The organism is Duganella fentianensis (assembly GCF_964031615.1).
Classification (GTDB): Bacteria; Pseudomonadota; Gammaproteobacteria; order Burkholderiales; family Burkholderiaceae_D; genus Rugamonas; species Rugamonas fentianensis_A.
Genome location: NZ_CAXIQN010000023.1, coordinates 1 through 24340 on the forward strand (window position 1 = coordinate 1; position 24340 = coordinate 24340).

Genomic DNA, 24340 nt, shown 5'->3' on the forward strand with positions numbered 1-24340 from the left:
CTTCGACAGCAGCTCGCGCACTTCCATTTCAACCAGTTCCAGCAGTTCTGCGTCGTCAACCAGATCGCACTTGTTCAGGAACACGATGATGTATGGAACACCAACCTGACGGGCCAGCAGGATGTGCTCGCGAGTCTGTGGCATTGGGCCGTCAGCTGCGGAGCAAACCAGGATTGCGCCGTCCATCTGTGCAGCACCGGTAATCATGTTTTTGATGTAGTCGGCGTGGCCTGGGCAGTCAACGTGAGCGTAGTGACGACCCGAGGTTTCGTACTCAACGTGAGCGGTGTTAATGGTAATACCACGTGCTTTCTCTTCTGGAGCAGCATCGATCTGGTCGTATGCTTTAGCTTCGCCGCCGAATTTTTTCGACAGAACAGTAGCGATTGCAGCGGTCAGGGTGGTCTTGCCGTGGTCAACGTGGCCGATGGTGCCGACGTTAACGTGCGGCTTGGTCCGCTCGAATTTCTCTTTTGCCATTTTAGACTCCTAACGATTTGGTGTAATTACCTGGGCTGACGCCCGACTGTCTTGATAATACTGGGTAGTTTCTGTGACGCCAGCCTTCGGCGCCTTGATCGCTGCAAGTGCAACGACCGGACCTGCGGGATACTGCGAATTCTGGTGCCCTTGACGTGGATTGAACACGTGGCCTCTCCCTTACCAAGGGAGTGCTCTACCACTGAGCTACAAGGGCTTATGGGATACTGCTGCGATGCCGGAGCATCAGACTGCAAACCAACTGGAGCGGGTGAAGGGAATCGAACCCTCGTCGTAAGCTTGGAAGGCTTCTGCTCTACCATTGAGCTACACCCGCGAGGATTTCAATTCAACTTCTTTACTGCATCACTCAGTTTTTTTGCAAAAACTTGGTGGAGGGGGCTGGATTCGAACCAGCGTACTCGAAAGAACAGATTTACAGTCTGTCGCCTTTAACCACTCGGCCACCCCTCCGCAATGAGCCGCAGAGTATGAAGCAACTACTTTGACTTGTCAACCCCGTTTTGCGTTCGTTTTTACTGCTACGCCGCGCTGTCGTGATCAACTGCCTGCTTCGGGGCGAAATTGTAAACGAGGCTGAGGCAAATGTGCAAGTGTTGTTTTTGCGATGAACAATTTACTATACAATCTTTCATCTACCCGAGCCTCGGAGCCCCGCAGTTGAAGCCGCGTCAACGCCACTGGTATAGCACGATCCTGGCCAATCTGGTCCTGTGGGCCTGCTACTTTATTGTTGGCCGGCTAGGCCTGTTGCTGGCCCTGCCGCCCGGCTATGCGGCGCCGATATTCCTGCCGGCCGGTATCGCGCTGGCCGCCGTGGTCGTAGGCGGTATGCGGCTACTACCGGCTGTGTGGCTGGGTTCGCTTAGCATCAATCTGGTCTATCCGGCCCTGTCGCCGGAGGGCATCAGCGCCAGCGCCTTCCATGGCGCCAGTGCAGCCGCCCTCGGCGCCCTGCTGCAAGCCTGGGCCGGCAGCAGCCTGTTCCGCCGCTATATCGATCCCGCGATTGCTTCCGGCCGCGATGTGGTGCGCTTCATCCTGCTGGCCTGCGGGATTACCCTGATCAGCAGCACGGTGTCGGTGGGCGGCATGGCACTGGTGGGCGTAGTGCAGCCCCATACGGCGCTAGCGGACTGGCTGGCATGGTGGATGGGCGACACCATCGGCATATTGCTAGCAGCGCCACTCAGCTGGATCGTCATCGGCCGGCCACGCCTGCTGTGGTCGCGCCGCCGTATGCTGGTCGGCCTGCCACTGCTGCTGTCCACGGCCGCCTTCATTGCCATCTATCTGCAGGCCGATCGCTGGGAGAATATCCAGCAACTGCAGACCTTCCGCCTGAAAGCCCAGCAGACCGGCGATCTGCTGCAGGAACAGTTCAGCGAACATGAACGCTTCATCTACGCCATCGGCAAAGCCCTCAACGACCCGCAGCACGTTTTGAGCAACGAACATTTCGCCACGCTCGCCCACGGTTATCTGGACCAGCGCCCCGAGTTGCTGTCGATGGCCTGGCTGACGCCGATCAAGGATGGCCAGCGCGCCAGTTTCGAGGCGTGGGCCAAACGCCACATTGCGCCCGATTTCGAAGTGCGCCAGCGCACGGCCGATGGCCGGCTGGTGCGCGCCGATCAGGCCGAGCGCTACGTGGTATCGACCTATATCGAACCGGTCGAGCGGCGCGCCTATCTGGGCTACGACCTGCTGACCGAACCGCTGCGCCGTGCCGCCATGGAGCGCGCCCTGCGCTCCGGCCAGCCCACCGCGACCGCACCGCTGGCAGTACTGCCCGGCAGCACGGCAGCGGGCATGCTGCTGCTGCAGACCGCCTACCCCAACAAACAGCAACATGAAGCAGTGGGTGCACTGCTGATCGCCATGCAGTATCAGGCGCTGCTGGAACAGGCGCTCAAGCGTTCCGAATTCCCCCACTTCCTGCTGCGCTTCGAAGACAGCGATGACGAAGGCCCCAACCACGTCATCCACGATACCCTGCAGCGCCCGGCCCAACACGGCGACTTCCAGCGCCAGCTGCATTTCGGCGGCCGCATCTACCAGCTCACGCTGGCCCCCACACCAGCCTATCTGCTGCAGCAGCGGGGCTGGCAAAGCTGGACGGTGCTGACTTGCGGCCTGCTGCTGTCCGGTCTGCTGGGCACACTGATGCTGCTCATTAGCGGCGAGCGCGCACGCATCCAGGCGCAGGTGGCCGATAGCACGGCACGCCTGCGCGAACGCGAAGCGCGTCTGCAGGCCATCCTCAACAAGGCAGCCGACGCCATCCTCACCATCGATAGCGAAGGCGTGCTGATGTCGGCCAATGCCGCGGCAGGCCGGCTGTTCGGCTACAACGCCAGCCATATGACGGCACTGCCGCTATGCCAGCTGATTCCGATCGGCGTGGGCGAAGCGGCCGGCCTCGATGCGGCCGGCATGCTACGCATGATCGCCTGCGGCGTCACCCACGAATACGAACTGCGCGGCTGGCGCAGCGATGGCAGCGAGTTCCCGCTGGCGATGTCGGTGAGCGAAGTGGAACTGCCGGATGAACACCTGTTCGTCGCCATCCTGCATGACCTGACCGAACAGCAGATGGCGCAGGAGCGCATCCACCATCTAGCCCACCACGATACGCTGACGGGGCTGGCCAACCGGCTGTCGCTGAATCTGCGGCTGGATCAATTACTGGCGCAGACCCGGCGCACCAACGGCCGCTGCGCGCTGCTGTTCATCGACCTCGATCACTTCAAGAAGATCAATGACACCCACGGCCACCAGATGGGCGACCTGCTGCTGGTCGCCGTCGCCCAGCGCCTGAAAGACCTGCTGCGCGATGTCGACACCATCGCCCGTCTGGGCGGCGACGAATTCATCGTGGTGACGGCCGGCGATGTGACGCCGGCGGCAACGTCGAATATCGCCGTGCGCATCGTCGAAGCGCTGAACGCGCCCTACCAGCTGCAGGGCATTTCCGTGCACAGCGGCGCCAGCGTGGGGGTTGCCATGTTCCCTGACGACGGCGGCGATGCCAGCATTCTGCTGCGCCATGCCGATACCGCCATGTACGCGGCCAAGAACCGCGGACGCGGCAACTTCCAGTTCTTCTCGGCCGAAATGAACCGCGCCACGCACGAACGCCTGATGCTGGAGAACCGCCTGTGGCTGGCACTGGAACAGAACGAATTCGAACTCTACCTGCAGCCGCAGGTGCATCTGGCCAGCCAGCGCATCATCGGCGCCGAAGCGCTGCTGCGCTGGCACCATCCGGAACTGGGGCTGGTCAAGCCGGACCGCTTCATTCCCATCGCCGAAGAATCGAATCTGATCGTCAGTCTGGGCGAGTGGGTGCTGCAGCGCGCCTTTGCCCTGCTGGCCGGCTGGCGCGGCACGCCGCTGGCGCATTTGCGGCTGGCAGTGAATCTGTCCGCACGCCAGTGCCACAGCCCTGCCCTGCTGCCCCATCTGGACCGCCTGCTGGCCAGCAGCGGCATCGACCCAACACTGCTGGAACTGGAAATCACCGAATCGGCCGCCATGCAGGACCCCGAACGCAGCCGCGCGCTGCTGGTGGAACTGCGCTCGCGCGGCCTGCGCGTGGCGATCGATGATTTCGGTACGGGCTATTCCTCGCTCAGCTACCTGAAGATGTTCGAGATCGACCGCATCAAGATCGACCGCAGCTTCGTCAAGGATATCGAAACCGATCCGGACGATGCCGTGATCGTCGCCGCCACCATCGGACTGGCCCATGCGCTGGGGCTTGCGGTAGTAGGCGAAGGGGTGGAAACGCCGGCCCAGCGCGATTTCCTGCGCGCCAAGCACTGCGATGAAGGCCAGGGCTATCTATGGTCGCAAGCGCTGCCGCGGACCGAATTCGAAGCCCTGCTGCAGGACAGCTTGAGCGATACCGCCTAATAGCGTCGGTCGTAGGACACTGCCGATACGCTCGTACGAAGCTGCAAAAGAAATAGTAAACCGGCTTATCAGCTTGTTTTTCTTGCTACATTAGCTCAAAATAACTTATTGGCAAAAATTACAAATTACCCAATAGGTCTCATCTCCGGCACTGGCGCTGCCTAGTTGGGACTAGTGCTGTGTCGCGTAAATTGCCCCACCCCGTTTTGCTGCCCTAGGCTGCATTTTGCCGCTGATGAATTGTCACTTTCCGGTCTGGTCGCAGAGCCAGTACAGCCTCCAGCCCGCCCCTAGCAAAGACTGTCGCACCCTACTCGGAGAGCATCCATGATGAGGCTCTGCCTGAACAGCGTATGTTCGCGCCGCCTGTTTAGCCCGGTACCCTACTGCCCTTATTGCGGCAGCTCCCAACAGATCAAAAGCAAGGCGCACACCGACACCGATGCTGTGCCCGTCAGCGGGGAGCGTACGCCCGTTGCCAGTAACGGCGCAGTAGCCAACACAAACACCAGTCCGGCGTCGAGCGCCGTCCAGAGCAGCGCAGGCGAGCTGCCGCCACCATCCGTACCCGCGGCCCAAGCAGAGCGGGATACACCGGTGCGAGTGCTAGCGGCACCATGGCGCTGGCTCGCCGTGGCGCTAGCACTACTGGCAGCAAGCTTCTACCTGCTCCGGCCGCACTGGCCCGAAACTGGCTACGCTGCCGTAGCCTGTGATGCGCCTGCGGCTACCGAACTGACTATTTTGCTAGATCTACCGGCACAGCTGGAGCCCTCCACCAGAGCCGAGGTATTGGTCAGGCTCACGCAGGCGCTTGATGCCGAGCATCGCGGTGTGCGACGCATCAGCGTTTTCAGCACCCGCGCACGGCAAAGCGATGTGGCCATGCCTGTGGTTTCTGCCTGCACAGCGCCAACTATGCTGGGAGCGCTGCTTGGCGCGCGTGGTGTGGCCCCGCAACTCAAGACCCACATCCTGGGCAAGGTCGAAAACCAGCTTGCCCTGCAGGACGGTGCTGCCGCACTGACGCAGGTGGTGTCCGATCTGTCGGTCAGCCAGTATCTGCGCGCACCGCAGAACACTTTGCTGATCTTTTCCGATCTGATCGATAAATCGGCCCGCTTCAATCTGTATAGCTGTGACAACAGCCAGGATGTCATATACAACTACCGCGCCAGCCACGCAGGTGCCGTACAGCGCCCCGTTTTCAGTAACACCACGGTCGATCTGAACGCCCTACCCGATATCAGCATCAGCCCGGCGACAGCACGCTGCCGCAAGGCCTTCTGGCAATGGTATTTCAGCGATTCGGAAGGCGCGGGAGCCCAGCTGACCATGCATTTCCTGCCGGGCCGCCTGAAGAAAAAAAATTAACTGTAAAGGGAAATATGAACCACCAAGACTTCGTAAGAATGCGCAATTTGATGCTGCTGTCAGTAGTCATCCTGAGCATCACTACTTTTTTGCATGTACCAGCCCTGTTGTCGATTCCAGTGGCGATAGCCCCCCTCAGCTACTACCATCTCAAGATTCTGTTACCGCGCGCCCATGAAGGCCTGTCCTCCACCACCATCGACAGCGTCTACTATTTTGGCTTTCTCGTCACGGTCGCCGCGCTGTGCGTAAGTGCAATTCTGGTCGGCACACGCGGTGCCGGCCAGAGTATGAGCACCGTTATCATGAATTTCGGCGCAGGTCTGATTGCCACCGCCTATGCCGTGATCGCCCGCATGCATTTGCAGAGCCGCGCCAGCTATGCTTCCGACCTCAGTATGGAGGCTGCCATGGAAAAATACGTCGCCAAGTCCGGCGAACTGGTCAAGCAGGTACAGATCGCCTCGGATCACCTGAGCGGCTTCTCGCAGGAGATCCTGAGCAAAACCATCGAAGCGGGTGAACTGACACGCAAAGCGGCCAGCGACAAAATGCTCGACCTTGCCGAAGAATTTTCCGACCAGATCGCCGAAGCGCTGGATGATGCCCGCTTGGGCGTGCAGGAATTCCGCGCTGTGCTTAACAGCACGGCTTTTGCCAGCGAGCGTGCGCAATATGTCGATAATCTGAAGGAAACCGTACTGGCATCCAGCGCTCTCAACCAAGTGCTGGCGGATCTACTGGTGCAGCGGCGCGAGGAAGTCAGCCTTGCCCAGCAAAATGTCAGTCACACGGGCGAACTGGCAGAACGGCTTGATGCCCTCTCGGCACATGTCCATGCGCTGGGTGCAGCGGACGGCACCATGGCGCAATCGGCCGCAGCCATGCAGCACACTACGACCATGGTAAGCCGTGCCAGCCAGGAGATTGCCGGCACCATCGAGGCGCTGGCAAAGACGCTTGCTCATGCGGAAGATAGCCAAAGCGCGCTCAAAACCATCGGCACCCTGAGCAAGCGCGCTGCTTATCACATCGAAACGCTGAGCCAGTCGTCCAAACAGGCGGCAGAGGCGGCGCAGCACATGAACGAACTGTCAGAATCGGCCAAGGTGCTGGTGCGGCGCGTGCGCGCGCTCGATGGTCTGGTCGAGAATCTGTCCGACAGCACCGCCACGCTGGCCAACAATTTCGGCCGGGCCGATGCCGCCAGCAGTAGCCTGGACCAGCGCCTGGCTCACTTCCCTGCGCAGGCCGACGCGATCGCCGCCTTCGGCACCCGGGTCGAGCAATCGCTCGAGGCAATCGCCCGTAAATCCGAACAACATCTGCCACCCGCCCAGGCGCCGATTGACGTAGCGTCCCGACCATGAAAAAAAATAATGACGTCTATTTCATCACGCTGATCGATCTGCTGGTGCAAGTGGTGTTTCTCGGCCTGCTGCTTTACGTGGTGGCAGAAGCCGACCAAGAAGGCCCCGCTACGACAGTGGAAGTCGACCGCAACACCGTGGAACGCCTATTGGCTGCCTCCGGCGTCTCCAACCTGACCGAGCTGACCGATGAATTAAGCAAATTGGCGCCGGTCAAAGAACTCAAAGGTATGGCCGACTTTATCCAGAAAGCCGGCGGACCTGATGCGGCCAAACAGATCGTCGAAGTGGTGAAGCAAGCCGGCGGCGCGAAACAACTGGGGCCTTATCTGCAGGATGCAAGAGACGCCAAGGAGATGATAGACAAGGCGGGGGGCAAGGAAAAAGTCGCAGCCATCATCAAAAAAGCGGAAGAAGGCAGCGGCAAACCGCCGTGCCTATTCACCGAGGAAAATGGCAAGAAAATCGTTAAACCGCTGGCCAGCATAGACGCAGACAATGCCGAACTGGTCTTCGAAGCCACAACGCCTGAGCTGGAAAAAGTGCTGACGCAAATGAACACGTCCTATGCAGCGATCCGGAAACTGACGTTTGCGGAGTTCTCATCGGCCTTCGCGCCCCTGACCCGTATCAAGCCTGAATGCCGCTACACGCTGCGCTTTATCGAACGAACCAACTTCGTCCACGCACGTGATGCCGCCAGCAAAGTGTTCTACCTGAACATCGTCAAGTCGAAACCGCAGAGCGCGGCACCGGAGGCCAGCAACTAGCAGCCACAGGCTATGCACACGGTCGCAGTGAGCGGCCGTGCCGCCTAGTCCGGCGTGTGGCCGATATTCGGATCGCGCTCGATCAGGTCGAGCAGCGCCGCCACCACTTCCGGATCGAACTGCTTGCCGGAACGCTCGGTGATGTAGCTCATCACTTCCGTATGGGGCCATGGCTCCTTGTAGGGGCGCTCATGCAGCAGCGAATCGAAGACATCGACCACGGCCACGATACGGGCCGAGACGGGAATTGCATTGCCCTTCAACTGATTCGGGTAGCCATTGCCGTCGAAGTGCTCGTGGTGGCCGCCCGCAATCTCGGCGCCGTAAGTCAGATAGCTGACGCCATCGACCATATTGGCGGCGCGTTCGAGGATGGACTTGCCGACGGCGGCATGGGTCTGCATCTGGCTGCGTTCTTCCGGCGTATGCTGGCCCGGCTTGAGCAGGATGTGATCCGGCGTGGCCACCTTGCCCACATCATGCAGAATACTGGCCAGCCCTATCATGTCCAGCAACTGCGGCGTCAGCTGGTCGGCATACACGCCCCGTTCCGCCATCCGGCGCGCCAGCGCCGACGACAGGTTCTGCACGCGCCGCACATGGCCACCCGTGCCACTATCGCGGAACTCGGCCAGATCGGCCAGCGCCACCACGGTAGCTTCCTGGGCCTTGCGCAGCTGGCCGAACATATACAGATTATCGAAAGCGGCGGCGATCCGCTGGCAGAACACTTCCAGCAGATCGCGCTGGATTTGCGCCAGCGGCCACGGTGGCGTGACGGAAATCGCCACTTCGCGGTTTTCCTGCGTGTGGATGAACAGCACATTGGCCGGATGATCGAACTGGCTCTTCTTTTCCGCAAAAGCTTTGGCGATGGTGGGCCACAGCGGGTGCTGGTGCGGCATCAGTTCGTGCTCGCTGAGCGGGGTGTAATTGCCGGTCGCCGCCACCACGGTGGTACGGCCCAGATCACCCTGCATCAGGCACAGCACGCCATCCGCACCCACATCAAGAATCGCGCTGACCTGATTCAGCACGCCGGAGGCAAATTCGCGCAGCGAATGGATCTGGTACAGATTGGTGGCACCGGCCAGTATCTTGCCCAGCCCGATGCGGCTGCGCTCCAGCATGTTCAGGCTTTCGTAGGCGCGCAGCGCCGAGATCACGGTAGTGAACAGCTTCTGCGTGGTCAGTTCCGTCTTGGCTTTATAGTCGTTGATATCGTATTCGATGATCACGCGCTGCTCCGGTGCCTGACCGGGCTGGCCAGTGCGCAGCACTACCCGCACGATACCGTTATGCAGTTCCTCGCGGATGCGGCGCGCCAGCAGCAGACCGGCATCGTCGGTTTCCATCACCACATCCAGCAATACCAGCGCGATGTCGGGCGTGGTGCGCAGGAATTCGTAGGCTTCCTTGCCGCTATAGGCCGAGAACAGTTCCAGCTCGCGTCCTTTGAACGAGACATTGCGCAGCGCCAGCCGGGTCACGGCATGGACATCGACATCGTCGTCGACGATCAGCACTCGCCACAGCCGCTGTTCTGGCGATTCCTGTCCGGCGGCGGGCGCATCGTCCTCATCCTCCTGAATCAGCCAGTTGTCGTCTGCGTTGGAATCGGTCATACACATCTCCAGAGGTGCGTTGTCGTTCTAGCATAAACAGATTCCCCCCCTATGACAACCTTTTTGCAAGGGCGAGCCGACTCTGTTACCCTGCCGGTATGGATCGCCGCTAACGCGCCGCACAGGCGTTGCCAGTGGCCCCCAAACGTTCAAGGAACCCCATCATGCAAGAGACAGCAAGCGATATCACGGGCCGCGAATTCCTCGCCTTTACCCTGGGTGCGGAAGAATACGGCATCGATATCCTCAAAGTGCAGGAAATCCGTGGCTATGAAACAGTGACGCGTATTGCCAACGCACCAGCCTTCATCAAGGGTGTGATCAACCTGCGCGGCATCATCATCCCCGTGGTGGACATGCGCATCAAGTTCAATCTGGGCGAGCCCGTGTACGACCAGTTCACCGTGGTGATCATCCTGAATATCGGCGGCCGCGTGGTCGGTATGGTGGTGGACTCGGTATCGGATGTGACCACCCTGATGCCGGAACAGCTGAAACCGGCGCCCGACATGGGCAATGCCTTCAGCCATGAATACATGATAGGGCTGGGCACCATCGACGAGCGCATGCTGATTCTGGTCGATATCGACCGCCTGATGGCCAGCGAAGAAATGGGGCTGTCGGACGTCGAAGTGTCCGCCTGAGCCAGCGGCGGACTAGTTACTCACTGGCGGCGTCAGCGCCGCCGGCGTGGCCGCTGCCGTGCGGCTATTAGTACTTTGGGTGGCACAACCGCTGCGGTTGGCACCCTGATCGAGATTCTGGTAGCGCACTTCGTACTTGCCGTTCGCCAGCTTATCCACCACCAGTTTGTCATGCGCCTGCACATAGGCATAGCGCACATTCGAATGGCGCTCGGTATCGTAAATCTTGATGAACACGGCCGAAGCATTGGCGCCGTTATCCAGCAGTAGTTGCATATCGTCGCCCTTGTTGGCGACGGGGAAGCCGGCCATATAACCCGACTGTTCCGGCCACGGTTCGCCATTCGGCGCCACCAGCGTCTGCGGCTCTGCTTCGCACTCGGGCGCCATATTCGGCAACTGCACCTGCGATAGCGCCTGCACCTTGATGGGCGCCGGCTTGCTGTTATTCGCTTCCGGATAATACGGCTGGGCGGTAGCCCAGGCTTCGCGCATTTCCACTTTCGGATCGCGCGCCGGCGGCCGCGCTGCGGCACGGGCCGCCCGCTCCGGACTCTCGGCCTTGCTGCCCCACGCCGCCGCCAGTGCGCTCGACAGCAGGTGCGGCTCGTTAACCATGGTCACGCCGCCCACCCAGCCCAGCACCAGACAGGCAGCCATGCCGCCCCACCAGCGCCAGGCGCTACGGCGGAACGGCCGTGGCGCGTCATCCACCGGCTCCGGACTCCAGGCCCGCTCGGGGCCATCCTGACGTGGCTTGTCGCCGCTACGCTGGTCTTCGTTGCGGGTACTTTCCAGCCACTCGATTTCCCACTCTTCGGCCGCGATCCACTCGTCGTGCTCTTTGCGCCGCTGCGGATCGGACAGGGTGTTGTAGGCGCCGTTCAAGATCGCCATGATGCGCGCAGCCTTCTCGTCACCCGGATTCTTATCAGGGTGGTATTTCTGACTGAGTGCCTTGTAGGCGGCACGTATGACCTCCTGCGGTGCCATCCGGGACACCTTCAGATTGTCATAGTGAGTGTGTATCTTTGCCATCGTTCCAATTATTGTTCGGCCAGCGCGCGTCCTTCATGATAGCCGATCTTGCGTGGTGCAACGCAATGATCTGGCATGGAAAGACCTTGCAATTCTAGCCACTGTGCTTTTCTGTCTACAGGCGGTGGCTGCGATCCTGCGCCAGCAGAGTTTCCGGCAGGCTCACGGCATGACCGATCAGCAGTACTTTGAACAATTCTCCCATTTCTGCCGGTGACAGCAGCTTCTGCAAAGCGCGCGCCTGCGGCAGATAGCGCAGGCTATCGGCCGGATCGGTACGCAACAGTAATTCGCTGGCACCGGCCGCCAGCAGGAAGCCCGCTTGATTCAGATAGCCCAGCACTTCCGCACCGGCATCCTGCGCCGCCAGCGCCATGGCCGTGAAATCCACGTGGGCGGTAATGTCCTGCAGGCCCGGATAGTAAAACGGATCGGGATGGGCATGGTGGCGGTAGTGGCACATCAGCGTGCCGGTGGCGCGCTGGAAGAAATAGTATTCGTGGCCGGGGAAGCCGTAATCGAACAGCAGCGCGGCGCCGCCCCGTCCGGCCGTCAGCATCTGGCTCAGGGTCGCCATGAAGGCGCAGGCCACGCTGTGCACTTCCGTCACATAGCCCACCGGCAGACTGTCATGTTCGGGGATCTGGCGTTCGATCTGGGCCAGCACGGCAGCGCTGGCCGGCACCGGCAGATAGTCGAAGCGGCCATCCTTGACGGTGACTTTCAGCTCCTGCCAGCCTTCCGGATGGCGGATCACCAGTTCCACCGGCATGGCGTCCAGCACTTCATTACCCAGCACCACCCCTTCGAACGATGGCGGCAGCGCATCGAGCCACTCCACCTGCGGGAAGGCGCGCAGCTTGTCCTGCTGGCGGCCGCGCAGCTCGCCGGACAGTTCGACAATGACGTAACGCTCGATGGTAATGCCCAGCACGGCCATCTCGCTCAGCACATCAAAGGCTAGCTGACCCGTGCCGGCGCCAAATTCGAGGATCTGCGGCGCAGTTTGGGCGATAATAGCGGCTGCCGCATGGGCCAGCGCCGCACCGAACAGGGGCGTGAGCTCAGGTGCAGTTGTAAAATCGCCATCTTTACCCAGCTTGGCCGAGCCGCCGCTGTAGTACCCCAGACCGGGGGCGTACAGCGCCAGTTCCATATAGCGGGAGAAGGACATAGCACCATCGTGGGCCGCAATCTCGGCGGCGATCTGCTGCTGCAGGGCGTGGGACGCGGCCAGCGCGTCACTGGTAGGGACAGGTAAGGACATAGGCGGCATTGTAACGAATCGGCAGGCCGCGCCGCCATTTTAAGCATCACAATAGCTATGAATCAGCCACAACACAGCGCGCCAGCGGCTTCGGCCGGCGCAACAGCACCAGTAGCGGCCCCCGTCGCCCTCGTCACGGGCGCGGGCCGCCGCATCGGCCGCGTGATCGCTCTGGCGCTAGCCCGCGCCGGCTGGGATATCGCCGTGCATTACCGCAGTTCGGCCGGCGAAGCGCATCTGCTAGTCGACGAAATTACTGCGCTGGGCCGGCGTGCCGTGGCCCTGCAGGCCGATCTGGCCGACGAAACGGCCGTGCGCACGCTGGTACCGGCCTGCGTGGCAGCGCTGGGTAGCCTGCGCTGCGTGGTGAATAACGCCTCGCTATTCGAATATGACAGCGCGGCCGATTTTTCCATCCGCATGCTGGATGCCCACATGCACGCCAATCTGGCCGCCCCGATATTACTGGCACAGGCCTTGCACGGCGCCACCGGCACCGGCCAGCAGGCCGTGGTCATCAACCTGCTCGACCAGAAACTGTACAATCTCAATCCGGATTTCCTGTCCTACACCCTGTCCAAGGCAGCGCTACACACGGCCACCACCATGCTGGCCCAGCAACTAGCGCCCAAAGTACGGGTGGTGGGGGTGGCGCCCGGCATCACCATGGTATCTGGCGACCAGACCGAAGCAGGTTTTGCCAACGCCCACCAGCAAACCCCGCTGGGCCGTTCCAGCACGCCGGAAGATATTGCCGAGAGCGTCGTCTACGCTGCCTCGGCCCGTGCCCTGACGGGCACTACCCTGCTGGTCGACGGTGGCCAGCATCTGATGCCACTGCCGCGCGACGTGATGTTTCTGGCGCAGTAAGCGCCCGCGCTGACCGAATAATTTAAACGAAAGAAGGTATTCCCCATGCTGTCCGCCCTGTACCACCCGCAATTGAGCGATTGCCGCCGCCTATTCCTGCGCAACTATGAAGTGCTGATCAATATCGGCGTGTACGAATTCGAGAAAAAGGGCGAGCAGCGCTTGATGATCAACGTCGATCTGTACATCCCGCTGGCCGTCTCGACCCCGACCAAGGACCAGCTCGACGAAGTGGTGGACTACGATTTCATCCGCGACACCATCGCCAAGCTGATGGCACGCGGCCATATCCAGCTGCAGGAAAGCCTGTGCGATGACATCGTGCGTGCCATGCTGGCTCACCCCCATGTACGCGCAGCGCGTGTTTCCACCATGAAGCCCGATGTCTATCCCGACTGCGAAGGCGTGGGCGTGGAAGTATTCAGCATCAAGGAGGGCGTATGAGCGTCGTTAGCGAAAACGCGCAGCCAGTCGTCAGCGGTAAGGCGGCAGAAAAGATCGCACTGGAGAACAACAAGCTGCACAAGCGTTTGTGCCGTCTGGTCGGTCAGGCCATCGGTGACTTCAACATGATCGAAGACGGCGACAAGGTGATGGTCTGCCTGTCCGGCGGCAAGGATAGCTACGCCCTGCTGGATATTCTGCTGACCTTGCGCGAGCGCGCACCGATCCACTTCGACGTGGTAGCCGTGAATCTGGACCAGAAGCAGCCGGGCTTCCCGGAAGATGTGCTGCCGACCTATCTGACCAGTCTGGGCATCCCCTTCCACATCGAAAATCAGGATACCTACAGCATCGTCAAACGCCTGATCCCCGAAGGTAAAACCACCTGCTCGCTGTGCTCTCGCCTGCGCCGCGGCATTCTGTACCGCGTAGCCGATGAACTGGGCTGCAACAAGATCGCGCTGGGTCACCACCGCGACGACATCCTCGAAACCTTCTTCCTGAATATGTTCTTCGGCGGGAAGCTGAAAGGCATGCCGGCCAAGCTGGTGTCCGACGATGGCAAGCACATGGTGATCCGTCCCATGGCCTACGTCAAAGAAGAAGATACCGAGCGCTATGCGGAAGTGAAGAACTTCCCCATCATTCCATGCAATCTGTGCGGCTCGCAGGAAAACCTGCAGCGCAAGCACATCAAGGGCATGCTGCGCGAATGGGAGAAAAAGCATCCGGGCCGGGTGGAGAACATCTACTCCTCGCTGTCCACGGTGGTGCCGTCGCACCTGATGGACCGGGATCTGTTCAGTTTCACCGATCTGCAGATCGACGGGGTCGCCAATCCTAACGGCGATGTCGCATTCGATGAAGATCCATGCTCGACGCCAGACACGACGCCCGGCATCATTACACTGCAACGCGAGCTCTAGGCGCTTGCTGCTCCCCCCGGCTAGAAAGGGTAGGCGCCGCAAGCGCGGTGCCGCCATTCACTTACAGGGAGCAGTAGACAAGATGAATCTGAAAATACAGAGCGATGCCTTGCAGGCATCCATGCAGGCGAATTTTCCGGCCAGCCGCAGCAGCGGCAGTGATAATAGCTTTCAAGCCGCACTGGAAAAGGCCAAGAAACCCAGCGCTGCACAGGAACTCGACGACTACATGAAAAAATCGCCGACCGAACGCATGGTCGACGCTATCCTGAAAGGGATGGGGCTCACACGTGAAGAACTCGCCGCCAAGCCACCGAAGGAGCAGGCCGAGATCATGGAAAAGGTCAACCAGATACTCAAAGAGAAACTGGAACACACCGCCGCCAAGCAAAGCAATGGCAGCGGCAGTATTAATACTCTAGCCTAAGTCGGCCTAGAAAGTCTGGGCCGAACGTAACACCGGATACAGGTTGTAGCGCTCATCCCACGAGGCGTGGCGGCGGGCAAAGAACTCCAGCCGCTTGGCCGGGCTCTTGTTGAACTCCGCATCGCTGTCACGCTTCTTCTGGAATTCCTCGCGCAGGGCCGGATCGGTTTCCAGCTGCTCGCGCGCCACCTGCTCGGCCACGTAGTCCTCCATATATTCCTTGCGCTCGAAAGCGTTATTGAACTCGCCCCATGCCAGCAGCGAATCGGCACCACGTGGTTCCAGCATGGTCATCACCAGACGTGCCTTGGGCTGGGCGATCGGCACGAACAGCGAACCTTTGAGCAGGCTGCGACGCTCGCGCGCCCAGTCGCCTTCCACCGTCAGCCCCTGATGGCCCTCGAACGACTGCTTGGCAAAGGTGGCTTTACTGGCGCGGAACACTTCCACTTCGGCCGCCATCTGGTCGGCGCCCAGCACCTTGTACTGGATACCGTGCAGCTTCAGGCGCGGCGCCACACGGGCAGCTTCGGCCAGCGGCACCAGATAGCCGCCTTTGGGTGCCGTCACGCGCAGATCAGGCACCACTTCATCCCGCAACGGCACGCTCCAGATCTGCGGCTTGCTTTCGTCGTACACCGTCATGGTGCCGCCAGAGATCTCGGAATAGCCACGCGTGTATTCATAGCCGGGGAATTCGATGGTCTTGCTGTTGAAAGTGGTGCGGTAGCTGAGCGGGAACTCGGCACCGGCCAGTGTGCTGGCACGCTGGTCAGCCTGCTGCACCTGCTGCTGCCACGTTTTGCCATGCTGCGCCACCTGCGCCAGCAGCGAGACGATGGTGTTGCGGGTAATGCGCACACGGGTCGGATAGTCTTTCCACGAATGGGTCTCGACCAGCACGGCAAAGCGGTTACGCATCGGGAAGTAGCCGGTCGAGAAGCGCGGCGTGGACATCGAATCGACGAAGCCGGACATCGGATCATCTTCCTTGGCGAACGAGATGTAGTAAGGCTTGGGATCGGAGCCCTGCTGCTTCAGATCAGCCATCACGGCAGTCTGCAGCGCCAGACCGGCGCGCTTGAGTTCTTCATCGCCGCCATGCACTGGCTCCACCTGTATCGACACGTCAGGCTGGAACTTGGCACCATCGGTCACGTGCAGATCGATGTAGGCCAGCGGGTCCCACGCGTTCACCAGCGCCAGCATGGCCTGCATCTCCGGCGCGTCGGCTTTGACATAGTCGCGGTTCAGATTGTAGTTCTGCGCCGTGGTGCGCCAGCCCATTTCCACCGGACCGCGCTGGTTAGGACGGTTCCACTTGCCGAAGCGCTCGTGACCGTCGACGTTAAAGACCGGCACGAACAGCAGCACCTGCTTATCCAGCGCACCGGCTGCCGCCTTGTTCTCCAGCGCTTCACGCAGCGCGAGGAAGCCGGCATCCTTGCCATCGATCTCGCCAGCGTGGATACCGCCCTGCACCAGCATCACCGGCAGCCCACGTTGTTTGGCCTGTTGCGGCGTCAGCGCGCCCGTACGCGACACGGCCAGCGCCAGCATGGGGCGGCCTTCCGGCGTACGGCCGAATTCGAAGCAGCGCACCGCCTTGGGATAGGCTTGCTGGAAGCGCGCGCACAGCGCGATCACTTCATCGTAGCGGCCCGTATGCTGGAAGCCGGAGCGCTCGGAAATGGTGCTGAGGGCAGCGCTGGCAGGTGTCGCTGGCGTAGCAGCATTCGCCGCCACGGCAGCACCCAGTGGTGCGCCGGCAAAGGCAATCGAGAGAGACAGTAACAGGTCAGAACGTCGCATCGGCATGACTCCAGTTAGATGCCGGTGCTCACACTGGCACCGGACAGATCAAAAATTATAATCGGCTTTACTGCACGCCGCCGGCAGCTCAGCGCTGCGCTGGCAGGATGCTGATTTCCTTCAGTGGCGAGCGCACCTGCACGCTAGCCGCATCGCTATCGCCCGCGAGCGGCGCGGCTGCCGCGCTGCGCCCGCCCTGGCGCGGTGCCGCACTCGCGCAGGCAGCACCGGCATTTAGTCGCAAGGCCGTAGCCAGCAAGCTTTCCGCCGGATCGCCCAGCGCGTGACTCATATCATCTTCTACCCTGCAGTCAGGAGCAAAACCTTCGTCAAATTCACCCCAGCCTTTATCGTTGGTGCCACGGTACTGCACCATGAAATAAGTGGTGCCGCAATTGGCCATCGGGATAAAAGCATACGGCTTGCCGCAGGTCTGCCCTCCTACCAAGCGCACTTCCACATCGATGCCACGCAAGCCATTAATCAGCGCCTCGCTGGCGGAACAGGTGGAAGGGCCCGTCAGCAGGGTAACCCGCTTCAGATCCAGATGGGGCAGCACGGTACCGAAGGGCACAGGCTTAGGACCAGCAAGACCGGTGGTGCGATCAAAGAAGATGCTGGGACGGCCCGCACCCAGACGGCCGTTGGTGGTGTAGCGCATGAACACCTTGCCGCTAGTAGCTTGCGGGCCAGCGATCATGTAAGCCAGTTCGCTAGCGAGGTTGATCAGACCACCGCCGTTGTAGCGCATGTCCAGCACCAGCTCGCGCACACCCGCTTTGCTGAAAGTGCTCATAGCATCATACAGCTGACGCTCGGCCGGTCCGTTGTGGAAAGTGAAGTGCAGATAGCCGGTCTTGCCGGCTGCACTATCAAGTATCTGCACGGCCTGCACCGGCTCCGCGTTCACGGCACCCGGCAGCATAGTGGTTTCGAATAAGCGACCTTCGCGCCACCAGGTAAAAGTATGCGGCTGATCAGCCTTGGACGGCGTGAGTGCCGCGTTGAAGCGCGCCACCGCCGCGGAATCGCCGCGGTTGATGAAATCCTCGCCATCGATCATGATCAGCTGATCACCACGCCGTACACCGGCATTGGCGGCGGGCGAAACAGCATCCACCATGGAAACGCGCCACTGGCGCGGCACGCGATTAGCCCCCACGCTCCAGTTCAGGCCATAGGAAAATTCCACTCCGCGCGACAGGGCTTCCCACACCTCATTGGGATAGCTGTAATGAAAGCGGTCCTTGGGCCGGCCATTGGCCAGCAGTGCTGGCGTCTTGAGTGCATTGAAATAGGCAACCACGCTCGGATAGTCACTCGCCTTAATGGCGGGAAGTTCGGCACTCCAGAGATAGGTTTCCTCCGTGGCGGAACGGATAAAGCCTTTTTCATCGGCCTGACTTCCGGCCAGCGCGCCAGCAGTTTTCAGCTCGCAGCGGTTCATCAGCTCCACCGCGGAACCAGCGGTCGCATCGGCATACACCGTGGGAACAGGATCGGGGGGTAGCACGGGATCCGGCGGCGGCACAGGAACCACCACCGCAGGTGAAGATGAGCCGCCGCACGCTGTCAGCGTGAGTGCCAGCGCAGCGGAATAAAGCAGGTAGAAAGGAATTTTCATCGACGGGAATTATAGACAGAATGTCTAAGATTCCCGCCGATGTTTATGATTGCTTACAAATTTATAACAATCAGGCAGCGTGCGGTGCCACCTGCTTGTCCGCTTTGGCGAAATCGGCCAGCAATGCGGCCTCCTTGCGCTTGGCGGCAGCAAAATGACGCTCCTTCACGTGGCCATAGCCGCGGATATCTTCCGGTATGCTGGCAATCGCCACCGCCTGCGCCAGATTCTCCGCCGTCAGCTTGGGCAGCAGGCCCGCTACTGTCTGGCGGTAATCCACGATCAGCTGGCGTTCCATGCGACGCTCGGCCGTGTAGCCGAAGATATCCAGAGCGGTACCACGCAGGCCTTTGAAGCGCGCCATCACGGCAAAGGCTTTCATCAGCCACGGACCGTACTCTTTCTTCACCAGATGGCCCTGCGCATCGTGCTTGGCGAACATCGGCGGCGCCAGATGGAACTTCAGCTTGATATCGCCATCGAACATGCCGGCGATCTTCTGCTGGAACGCACCATCGCTGTACAGACGCGCTACTTCATACTCGTCCTTGTAGGCCATCAGCTTGTAGTAGTAACGCGCTACGGCTTCGGTCAGACGGGTAGTCTTGCCCAGCTTGGCTTCCTCGCCACGCACCTGATCAACAAACGATTTATACTGTTTAGCATAATTCGCATCCTGATAGGCCGTCAGCAGCTCCACCCGCTTGCTGATGATGTCGTCCAGCGTCTGGATACGCTTGAACTCGATCACCTTGGCCGGCGTGGTCATGCGGGCAACGGCAGCCAGATCCTGCGCCGCCGTGCGGCCCCAGTTGAAGGCCGCCTTGTTGAAGCCGACCGAAACCCCATTCAGTTCGATGGCTTTGAGCAGCGACGCTTCGCTCAGCGGCACATGGCCTTTCTGGAAGGCGTAGCCCAGCATGAACATATTGGTGGCGATCGAATCGCCCATCAGCGCCGTCGCAATCTGGCCGGCATCGACGAAGTCCACCTGACCAGCGCCGCAGGCACGGCTGATTTCATTGCGCGACGGCTCGTCAGGGAACTGCCAGTTCGGATTCTTCACAAAAGCCGCGGTGGAAGAACCGGTCGAGTTGATCATGGCGTGGGTACGTCCTTCGCCCATGCGCGACAGCGCATCGCGCGAAGCCGTTACGATCAGATCGCAACCGATCACCAGATCAGCGCTACCGGTACCGACGCGGGTCGAATGCAGATCGCTCTGATTATCGGCCAGACGCACGTGCGACATCACCGGGCCACCCTTCTGGGCCAGACCGCTCATGTCCAGCACAATGGCACCCTTGCCTTCCACGTGCGCCGCCACGGCCAGAATCTGCCCCACCGTTACCACACCCGTACCACCGATACCGGTGATCAGAATGCCGTAAGGCTGGGCCGTCGATGGCAGCACCGGTGCCGGCAGCGCCACTTGCGGCGCTTCGCCGGTGGCAGCTTTCTTCGGCTTCTTCAGCGCACCGCCTTCCACCGTCACAAAGCTCGGGCAGAAACCGGTCACGCAGGAGAAGTCCTTGTTGCAGGAGGACTGGTTGATCTGGCGCTTGCGCCCCAGATCCGTTTCCAGCGGCTCCACCGACAGGCAGTTCGACTGCACCGAACAGTCACCGCAGCCTTCGCACACGGCTTCGTTGATCACGGCGCGCTTGGCCGGATCAGGGTATTCGTTGCGCTTGCGGCGGCGGCGCTTCTCCGAAGCGCAGGTCTGATCATAGATCATGGCCGACACACCGGGCTTATCGCGCAGTTCGCGCTGCACATCCATCAGTTCCGAGCGGTGACGCACCGTGACGCCGGGTGCCCAGTTGTAATCGGACGGATATTTTTCCGGCTCGTCGGTCACGACAATAATCGGGCTCACGCCTTCCGCTGCGATCTGGCGCGAAATCATGCCGGGATCAAGCGGGCCATCGAAGTTCTGCCCGCCCGTCATGGCCACGGCATCGTTGAACAGAATCTTGTAGGTGATGTTGACCTTGGCCGCTACCGCAGCGCGGATCGCCAGTATGCCGGAGTGGAAATAGGTACCGTCACCGAGGTTGGTGAACACATGCTTCTCGTTGGTGAACGGCGCCTGTCCCACCCACGTCACGCCTTCTGCACCCATGTGGGTGAAGGTGGAAGTTTCGCGATCCATCCACAGCACCATGTAGTGGCAGCCGATACCGGCCAGCGCACGCGAGCCTTCCGGCACTTTGGTGGACGAATTGTGCGGGCATCCGGAGCAGAAGTATGGCGTACGGTCGGTTTCCGGATTCGATTTCAGCGGCAGCGACTTCAGTGCCAGCTCTTTCGCTTCGAGGAAGGCCACCCGTTCGCGCACGCGCTCGGCCACCGGATGGCCGTCGCAGTAATGCGCAATACGCGAAGCGATGGCACGCGCGATCTGGGCCGGATTGAGTTCGTAAGTAGCCGGCAGCAGCCAGTCGCCGTGACCGGTCTTGCTGTTCTTGCTCCACTCGCCCGTATCGTCGAACTTGCCCACCACGCGCGGACGCTTACCGTCCGGCAGGTTATACAGTTCTTCCTTCAGCGCGTATTCGAGGATCTGGCGCTTTTCTTCCACCACCAGAATCTCGTCCAGACCTTCGGCGAATTCCTGCACGCCTTCCGCTTCCAGCGGCCAGGTCATACCAATCTTGTACAGACGGATACCGATATCGGCTGCGGCCTGCTCGTCGATGCCCAGATCGGCCAGCGCCTGACGGGTATCGAGGTAGGATTTACCGGCCGTGATAATGCCGATCTTCGGCTTCGGGCTATCCCAGATGATCTTGTTGAGCTTATTCGCGCGGCAGTAGGCCAGTGCGGCGTACCACTTGTAGCTGTTCATCCGTACTTCCATATCCAGTACGGTGTCGGGCCAGCGGATATTCAGGCCGCCTTCAGGCAGTTCGAAATCTTCCGGAATCTTGATCTGTACGCGATCCGGATCGAAATCGATCACGGCACCCGATTCGATGATGTCGGTGACGCACTTCATCGACACCCACAGACCCGTATAGCGGCTCATGGCCCATGCGTGCAGGCCATAGTCGATGTACTCCTGCACCGAGGACGGATACAGCACAGGGATGCCGCAGGCATTCAGGATGTGGTCGGACTGGTGCGCCGTCGAGGACGATTTGGCGGCGTGGTCATCGCCAGCCAGCACCAGCACGCCGCCATGTTTGGCCGAACCGGCGTTGTTGGCATGTTTGAACACGTCGCCGCAGCGGTCCACGCCGGGGCCTTTGCCATACCACATGGAGAACACGCCATCGTACTTGGCGTCTTCGAACAGATTGGTCTGCTGCGTACCCCACACGGCGGTGGCAGCCAGATCTTCATTCATGCCGGGATGGAATTTAACGTGGTGCGCGTCCAGATACTTCTTGGCCTTCACGGCCGTCATATCCACACTGGTAACGGGGGAACCACGGTAGCCGGTGATGTAGCCAGCCGTATTCAGGCCCGCTTTGAGGTCGCGTTCGCGCTGCATCATGGGCAGGCGGATCAGCGCCTGCGTACCCGTCATAAAGGCACGGCCGCGCTCTAGCGTCCACTTATCGTCGAGGGAAATTTCGTGGTCCGAGTGCGAGCCCGGCTCCAGTTGCGAGCCCTTGTGAGGTGCGTTCATATTGTCTCCATTATTGTTTTGACCATGCACTGCAGGGCCGTGTTCGGCCCGTTCGTGCGCGCCGTGCAAACTCTTGTGAAGTTCTCCCGGCGGTTATGTATGTGGTTTGGTTTAGGGTACCACAGGCCGCTGCCCCGTTCTGTGCGGGACTCGCGGCTTTTCACCCTTGTTGTTTATGCGGCAGCAGGATCTTTCAGCACGCCACGACGGATCTGATCGAGTTCGATCGATTCGAACAGCGCGCGGAAATTACCCTCGCCGAAACCTTCATCACCTTTACGCTGGATGATCTCGAAGAAGATCGGGCCGATCACGTTCTGGCTGAAGATCTGCAGCAGCAGTTCGCGCGAGTGCTCGCTGCTGCGGCCATCGATCAGAATGCGCAGACGGCGCAGTTCGTCCAGATTCTCGCCATGCTCGGGCAGGCGGCGGTTGACCAGATCGTAGTAAGTCTCGATGGTGTCCTGGAACACGATGCCCGCGTCTTTCAGCGACTGCACGGTCTTGTAGATGTCATCGGTACCGAGCGCGATGTGCTGGATGCCTTCGCCGTGGTATTCGTCGAGGTACTCGGCGATCTGGGATTTGTCATCCGACGATTCGTTGATCGGAATGCGGATTTTGCCGCAAGGCGAAGTCATGGCCTTCGACTTCAGGCCGGTCAGCTTGCCTTCGATATCGAAGTAGCGCACTTCGCGGAAGTTGAACATCTTCTCGTAGAAGTCCGCCCATTCCTTCATGCGGCCACGGTAGACGTTATTGGTCAGGTGGTCGATATAGGTCAGGCCATGGCCGACCGGATTGGCGACCGTGCCCGGGATGGCGACGAAGTCCACATCGTAGATGCTGATATCGCCGATCGCGCCTTCGGCGCCACCGTTCTTGCCGCGCCAGCGGTCGACCAGATACACCAGCGAATCGCCCACGCCTTTGATGGCAGGGATATTCAGCTCCATCGGGCCGGTCTTGTTATCGAAGCCCCAGGCACCCTGCTCCAGCGCGCGCTGATAGGCGAATGCGGCATCCTTGACGCGCAATGCGATCGCGCAGACGGACGGGCCATGAGTGCGGGCGAAACGCTGAGCGAAGGAATCCTGCTCGGCGTTGATGAGGAAATTGATATCGCCCTGACGATACAAGGTGACGTTTTTATGGCGGTGGCGGGCGATGGCGGTGAAGCCCATGCTCTCGAACAGCTTGCCCAGCGCGACAGGATCAGGGGCGGCGTACTCGACGAACTCGAAGCCATCCGTGCCCATCGGGTTATCCCAGGGGGTAAATTGCATGCTAGTCTCCTTGTTTGAATGAGGCACAGTATAGTGGCCTTCCGACGGCATTAAATTGCAAACAATTCCCCAAGTTCGCGCTTATGCGCAATAATATTGCATGTTTTTCCGAATTAAGAGGGTTTTATGACCAAAATTACGCTAGACAAAACCGACCGCAAAATTTTGGGGATTTTGCAGGCCGATGGCCGCCTGTCGAACCAGGATGTAGCTGAACTCGTAGCACTGTCGCCCTCGCCGTGCCTGCGCCGCATCAAGCGGCTGGAAGAAGCGGGCGTGATCCGCCAGTACGTCGCGCTGCTCGACCCCGACAAAATCGGCCTTGGCCTGCTGGCCTATGTCAACGTGCGGCTAGAGAAGCACAGCGAAGCGGGTGCGCACAGCAATGCCCGTGCACTGGGGGCAGCCAATGCACCCGCCTCGCCCCGCGCCGACTTTGCCGTCTCGGTGGAGCAGTGGCCGGAAGTGGTGGCCTGCTACGCCATGACGGGCGAAATGGATTATTTATTGCGTGTGCACGTCGAAGACATGGATCACTTCTCGCGCTTCATGATGGCCACCCTGCTGCGCCATCCGGCCGTGCTGGACGTGAAATCCAGCTTTGCCCTGCAGCGCATCAAAGACACCACCGCCCTACCCCTCGTCTAAAACGCCGGGCCTAACTTCGGGGTCAGATCTGTCATTCGGACATCAGGAGCGCACTTTTGAGATCACTCAAGCTGCGCTCTTTACTTGTTAGTCCTGATTGACCATCAGACTCTGCTGATTAGCAAGCTGCAACTAAATACCCGCACTAATAGGCTAGCC

General features: G+C 60.4%; 18 protein-coding genes and 3 tRNA genes. 10 read left to right on the plus strand and 11 right to left on the minus strand.

Features of this window, described 5'->3' with window-relative positions:
• From ABNT42_RS20470 to ABNT42_RS20485, 4 genes are all read right to left on the minus strand, one after another.
• Positions 1 to 480, minus strand: a 480-nt coding sequence (locus ABNT42_RS20470; RefSeq protein WP_348700156.1) for a GTP-binding protein, incomplete at its 3' end; no start/stop codon positions are given.
• A 142-nt stretch (positions 481 to 622) separates the two neighbouring features.
• Positions 623 to 697 (minus strand) — tRNA-Thr (locus ABNT42_RS20475).
• A gap of 46 nt (positions 698 to 743) precedes the next feature.
• Positions 744 to 817, minus strand: a tRNA-Gly gene (locus ABNT42_RS20480).
• Between the two features lie 53 nt (positions 818 to 870).
• Positions 871 to 954: transfer RNA gene (locus ABNT42_RS20485), tRNA-Tyr, on the minus strand.
• Between the two features lie 207 nt (positions 955 to 1161).
• Here ABNT42_RS20485 and ABNT42_RS20490 point away from each other — a divergent pair.
• The 4 genes from ABNT42_RS20490 to ABNT42_RS20505 all read left to right on the plus strand — a co-directional run bounded on the left by ABNT42_RS20490 (position 1162) and on the right by ABNT42_RS20505 (position 7933).
• Complete coding sequence (locus ABNT42_RS20490) at positions 1162 to 4419, plus strand: EAL domain-containing protein (RefSeq protein ID WP_348700158.1); 3258 nt, start codon at positions 1162 to 1164, stop codon at positions 4417 to 4419.
• A gap of 327 nt (positions 4420 to 4746) precedes the next feature.
• Entirely contained in the window at positions 4747 to 5793 is a 1047-nt protein-coding gene (locus ABNT42_RS20495) for a hypothetical protein (RefSeq protein WP_348700160.1), read from the plus strand.
• A gap of 50 nt (positions 5794 to 5843) precedes the next feature.
• Complete coding sequence (locus tag ABNT42_RS20500) at positions 5844 to 7163, plus strand: hypothetical protein (RefSeq protein WP_348700161.1); 1320 nt, start codon at positions 5844 to 5846, stop codon at positions 7161 to 7163.
• Positions 7160 to 7933 carry a hypothetical protein gene (locus ABNT42_RS20505; RefSeq protein ID WP_348700163.1) on the plus strand — a complete coding sequence of 258 codons (774 nt, stop codon included), beginning with the start codon at positions 7160 to 7162 and terminating at the stop codon, positions 7931 to 7933. Before ABNT42_RS20500 ends, ABNT42_RS20505 begins: the two co-directional genes overlap by 4 nt.
• 44 nt (positions 7934 to 7977) lie before the next feature.
• On the opposite strand, the gene ABNT42_RS20510 is transcribed toward ABNT42_RS20505, so the two are convergent.
• Positions 7978 to 9558 carry a DUF3369 domain-containing protein gene (locus ABNT42_RS20510; RefSeq protein ID WP_348700165.1) on the minus strand — a complete coding sequence of 527 codons (1581 nt, stop codon included), beginning with the start codon at positions 9556 to 9558 and terminating at the stop codon, positions 7978 to 7980.
• Between the two features lie 164 nt (positions 9559 to 9722).
• Between ABNT42_RS20510 and ABNT42_RS20515 the strand changes: the two genes are divergently transcribed.
• Positions 9723 to 10202, plus strand: a complete 480-nt coding sequence (locus ABNT42_RS20515) for a chemotaxis protein CheW (RefSeq protein WP_348700167.1) — start codon at positions 9723 to 9725, stop codon at positions 10200 to 10202.
• 12 nt (positions 10203 to 10214) lie between these two features.
• Here ABNT42_RS20515 and ABNT42_RS20520 read toward each other — a convergent pair whose 3' ends face one another.
• Positions 10215 to 11240 carry a J domain-containing protein gene (locus ABNT42_RS20520; protein WP_348700170.1) on the minus strand — a complete coding sequence of 342 codons (1026 nt, stop codon included), beginning with the start codon at positions 11238 to 11240 and terminating at the stop codon, positions 10215 to 10217.
• Between the two features lie 115 nt (positions 11241 to 11355).
• Positions 11356 to 12507, minus strand: a complete 1152-nt coding sequence (locus ABNT42_RS20525; protein ID WP_348700172.1) for an SAM-dependent methyltransferase — start codon at positions 12505 to 12507, stop codon at positions 11356 to 11358.
• A 57-nt stretch (positions 12508 to 12564) separates the two neighbouring features.
• On the opposite strand from ABNT42_RS20525, the gene ABNT42_RS20530 reads away from it, so the two are divergent.
• The 4 genes from ABNT42_RS20530 to ABNT42_RS20545 all read left to right on the plus strand — a co-directional run bounded on the left by ABNT42_RS20530 (position 12565) and on the right by ABNT42_RS20545 (position 15174).
• On the plus strand, positions 12565 to 13377 hold the full coding sequence (locus ABNT42_RS20530) for an SDR family oxidoreductase (RefSeq protein WP_348700174.1): 813 nt from the start codon (positions 12565 to 12567) through the stop codon (positions 13375 to 13377).
• 45 nt (positions 13378 to 13422) lie between these two features.
• Complete coding sequence (locus ABNT42_RS20535) at positions 13423 to 13821, plus strand: dihydroneopterin aldolase (protein WP_348700176.1); 399 nt, start codon at positions 13423 to 13425, stop codon at positions 13819 to 13821.
• Positions 13818 to 14747 (plus strand): tRNA 2-thiocytidine(32) synthetase TtcA, encoded by a 930-nt coding sequence (gene ttcA / locus ABNT42_RS20540; protein ID WP_348700177.1) that lies wholly within the window; start codon positions 13818 to 13820, stop codon positions 14745 to 14747. Before ABNT42_RS20535 ends, ttcA begins: the two co-directional genes overlap by 4 nt.
• Before the next feature lie 82 nt (positions 14748 to 14829).
• Positions 14830 to 15174 carry a hypothetical protein gene (locus tag ABNT42_RS20545; RefSeq protein ID WP_348700179.1) on the plus strand — a complete coding sequence of 115 codons (345 nt, stop codon included), beginning with the start codon at positions 14830 to 14832 and terminating at the stop codon, positions 15172 to 15174.
• 6 nt (positions 15175 to 15180) lie between these two features.
• On the opposite strand, the gene ABNT42_RS20550 is transcribed toward ABNT42_RS20545, so the two are convergent.
• The 4 genes from ABNT42_RS20550 to hppD form a co-directional block, all read right to left on the minus strand.
• Positions 15181 to 16986, minus strand: coding sequence for a M14 family metallopeptidase (locus tag ABNT42_RS20550; protein ID WP_348700182.1), 1806 nt, complete (start codon positions 16984 to 16986; stop codon positions 15181 to 15183).
• Between the two features lie 88 nt (positions 16987 to 17074).
• A complete protein-coding gene (locus tag ABNT42_RS20555) occupies positions 17075 to 18610 on the minus strand; it encodes a S41 family peptidase (protein WP_348700184.1) in 1536 nt (511 codons plus the stop codon).
• A 70-nt stretch (positions 18611 to 18680) separates the two neighbouring features.
• Positions 18681 to 22247 (minus strand): indolepyruvate ferredoxin oxidoreductase family protein, encoded by a 3567-nt coding sequence (locus ABNT42_RS20560; RefSeq protein WP_348700186.1) that lies wholly within the window; start codon positions 22245 to 22247, stop codon positions 18681 to 18683.
• A 173-nt stretch (positions 22248 to 22420) separates the two neighbouring features.
• Complete coding sequence (gene hppD, locus ABNT42_RS20565) at positions 22421 to 23533, minus strand: 4-hydroxyphenylpyruvate dioxygenase (RefSeq protein WP_348700188.1); 1113 nt, start codon at positions 23531 to 23533, stop codon at positions 22421 to 22423.
• 126 nt (positions 23534 to 23659) lie between these two features.
• On the opposite strand from hppD, the gene ABNT42_RS20570 reads away from it, so the two are divergent.
• On the plus strand, positions 23660 to 24181 hold the full coding sequence (locus ABNT42_RS20570; protein WP_348700190.1) for an Lrp/AsnC family transcriptional regulator: 522 nt from the start codon (positions 23660 to 23662) through the stop codon (positions 24179 to 24181).
• Positions 24182 to 24340 lie beyond the last annotated feature (159 nt).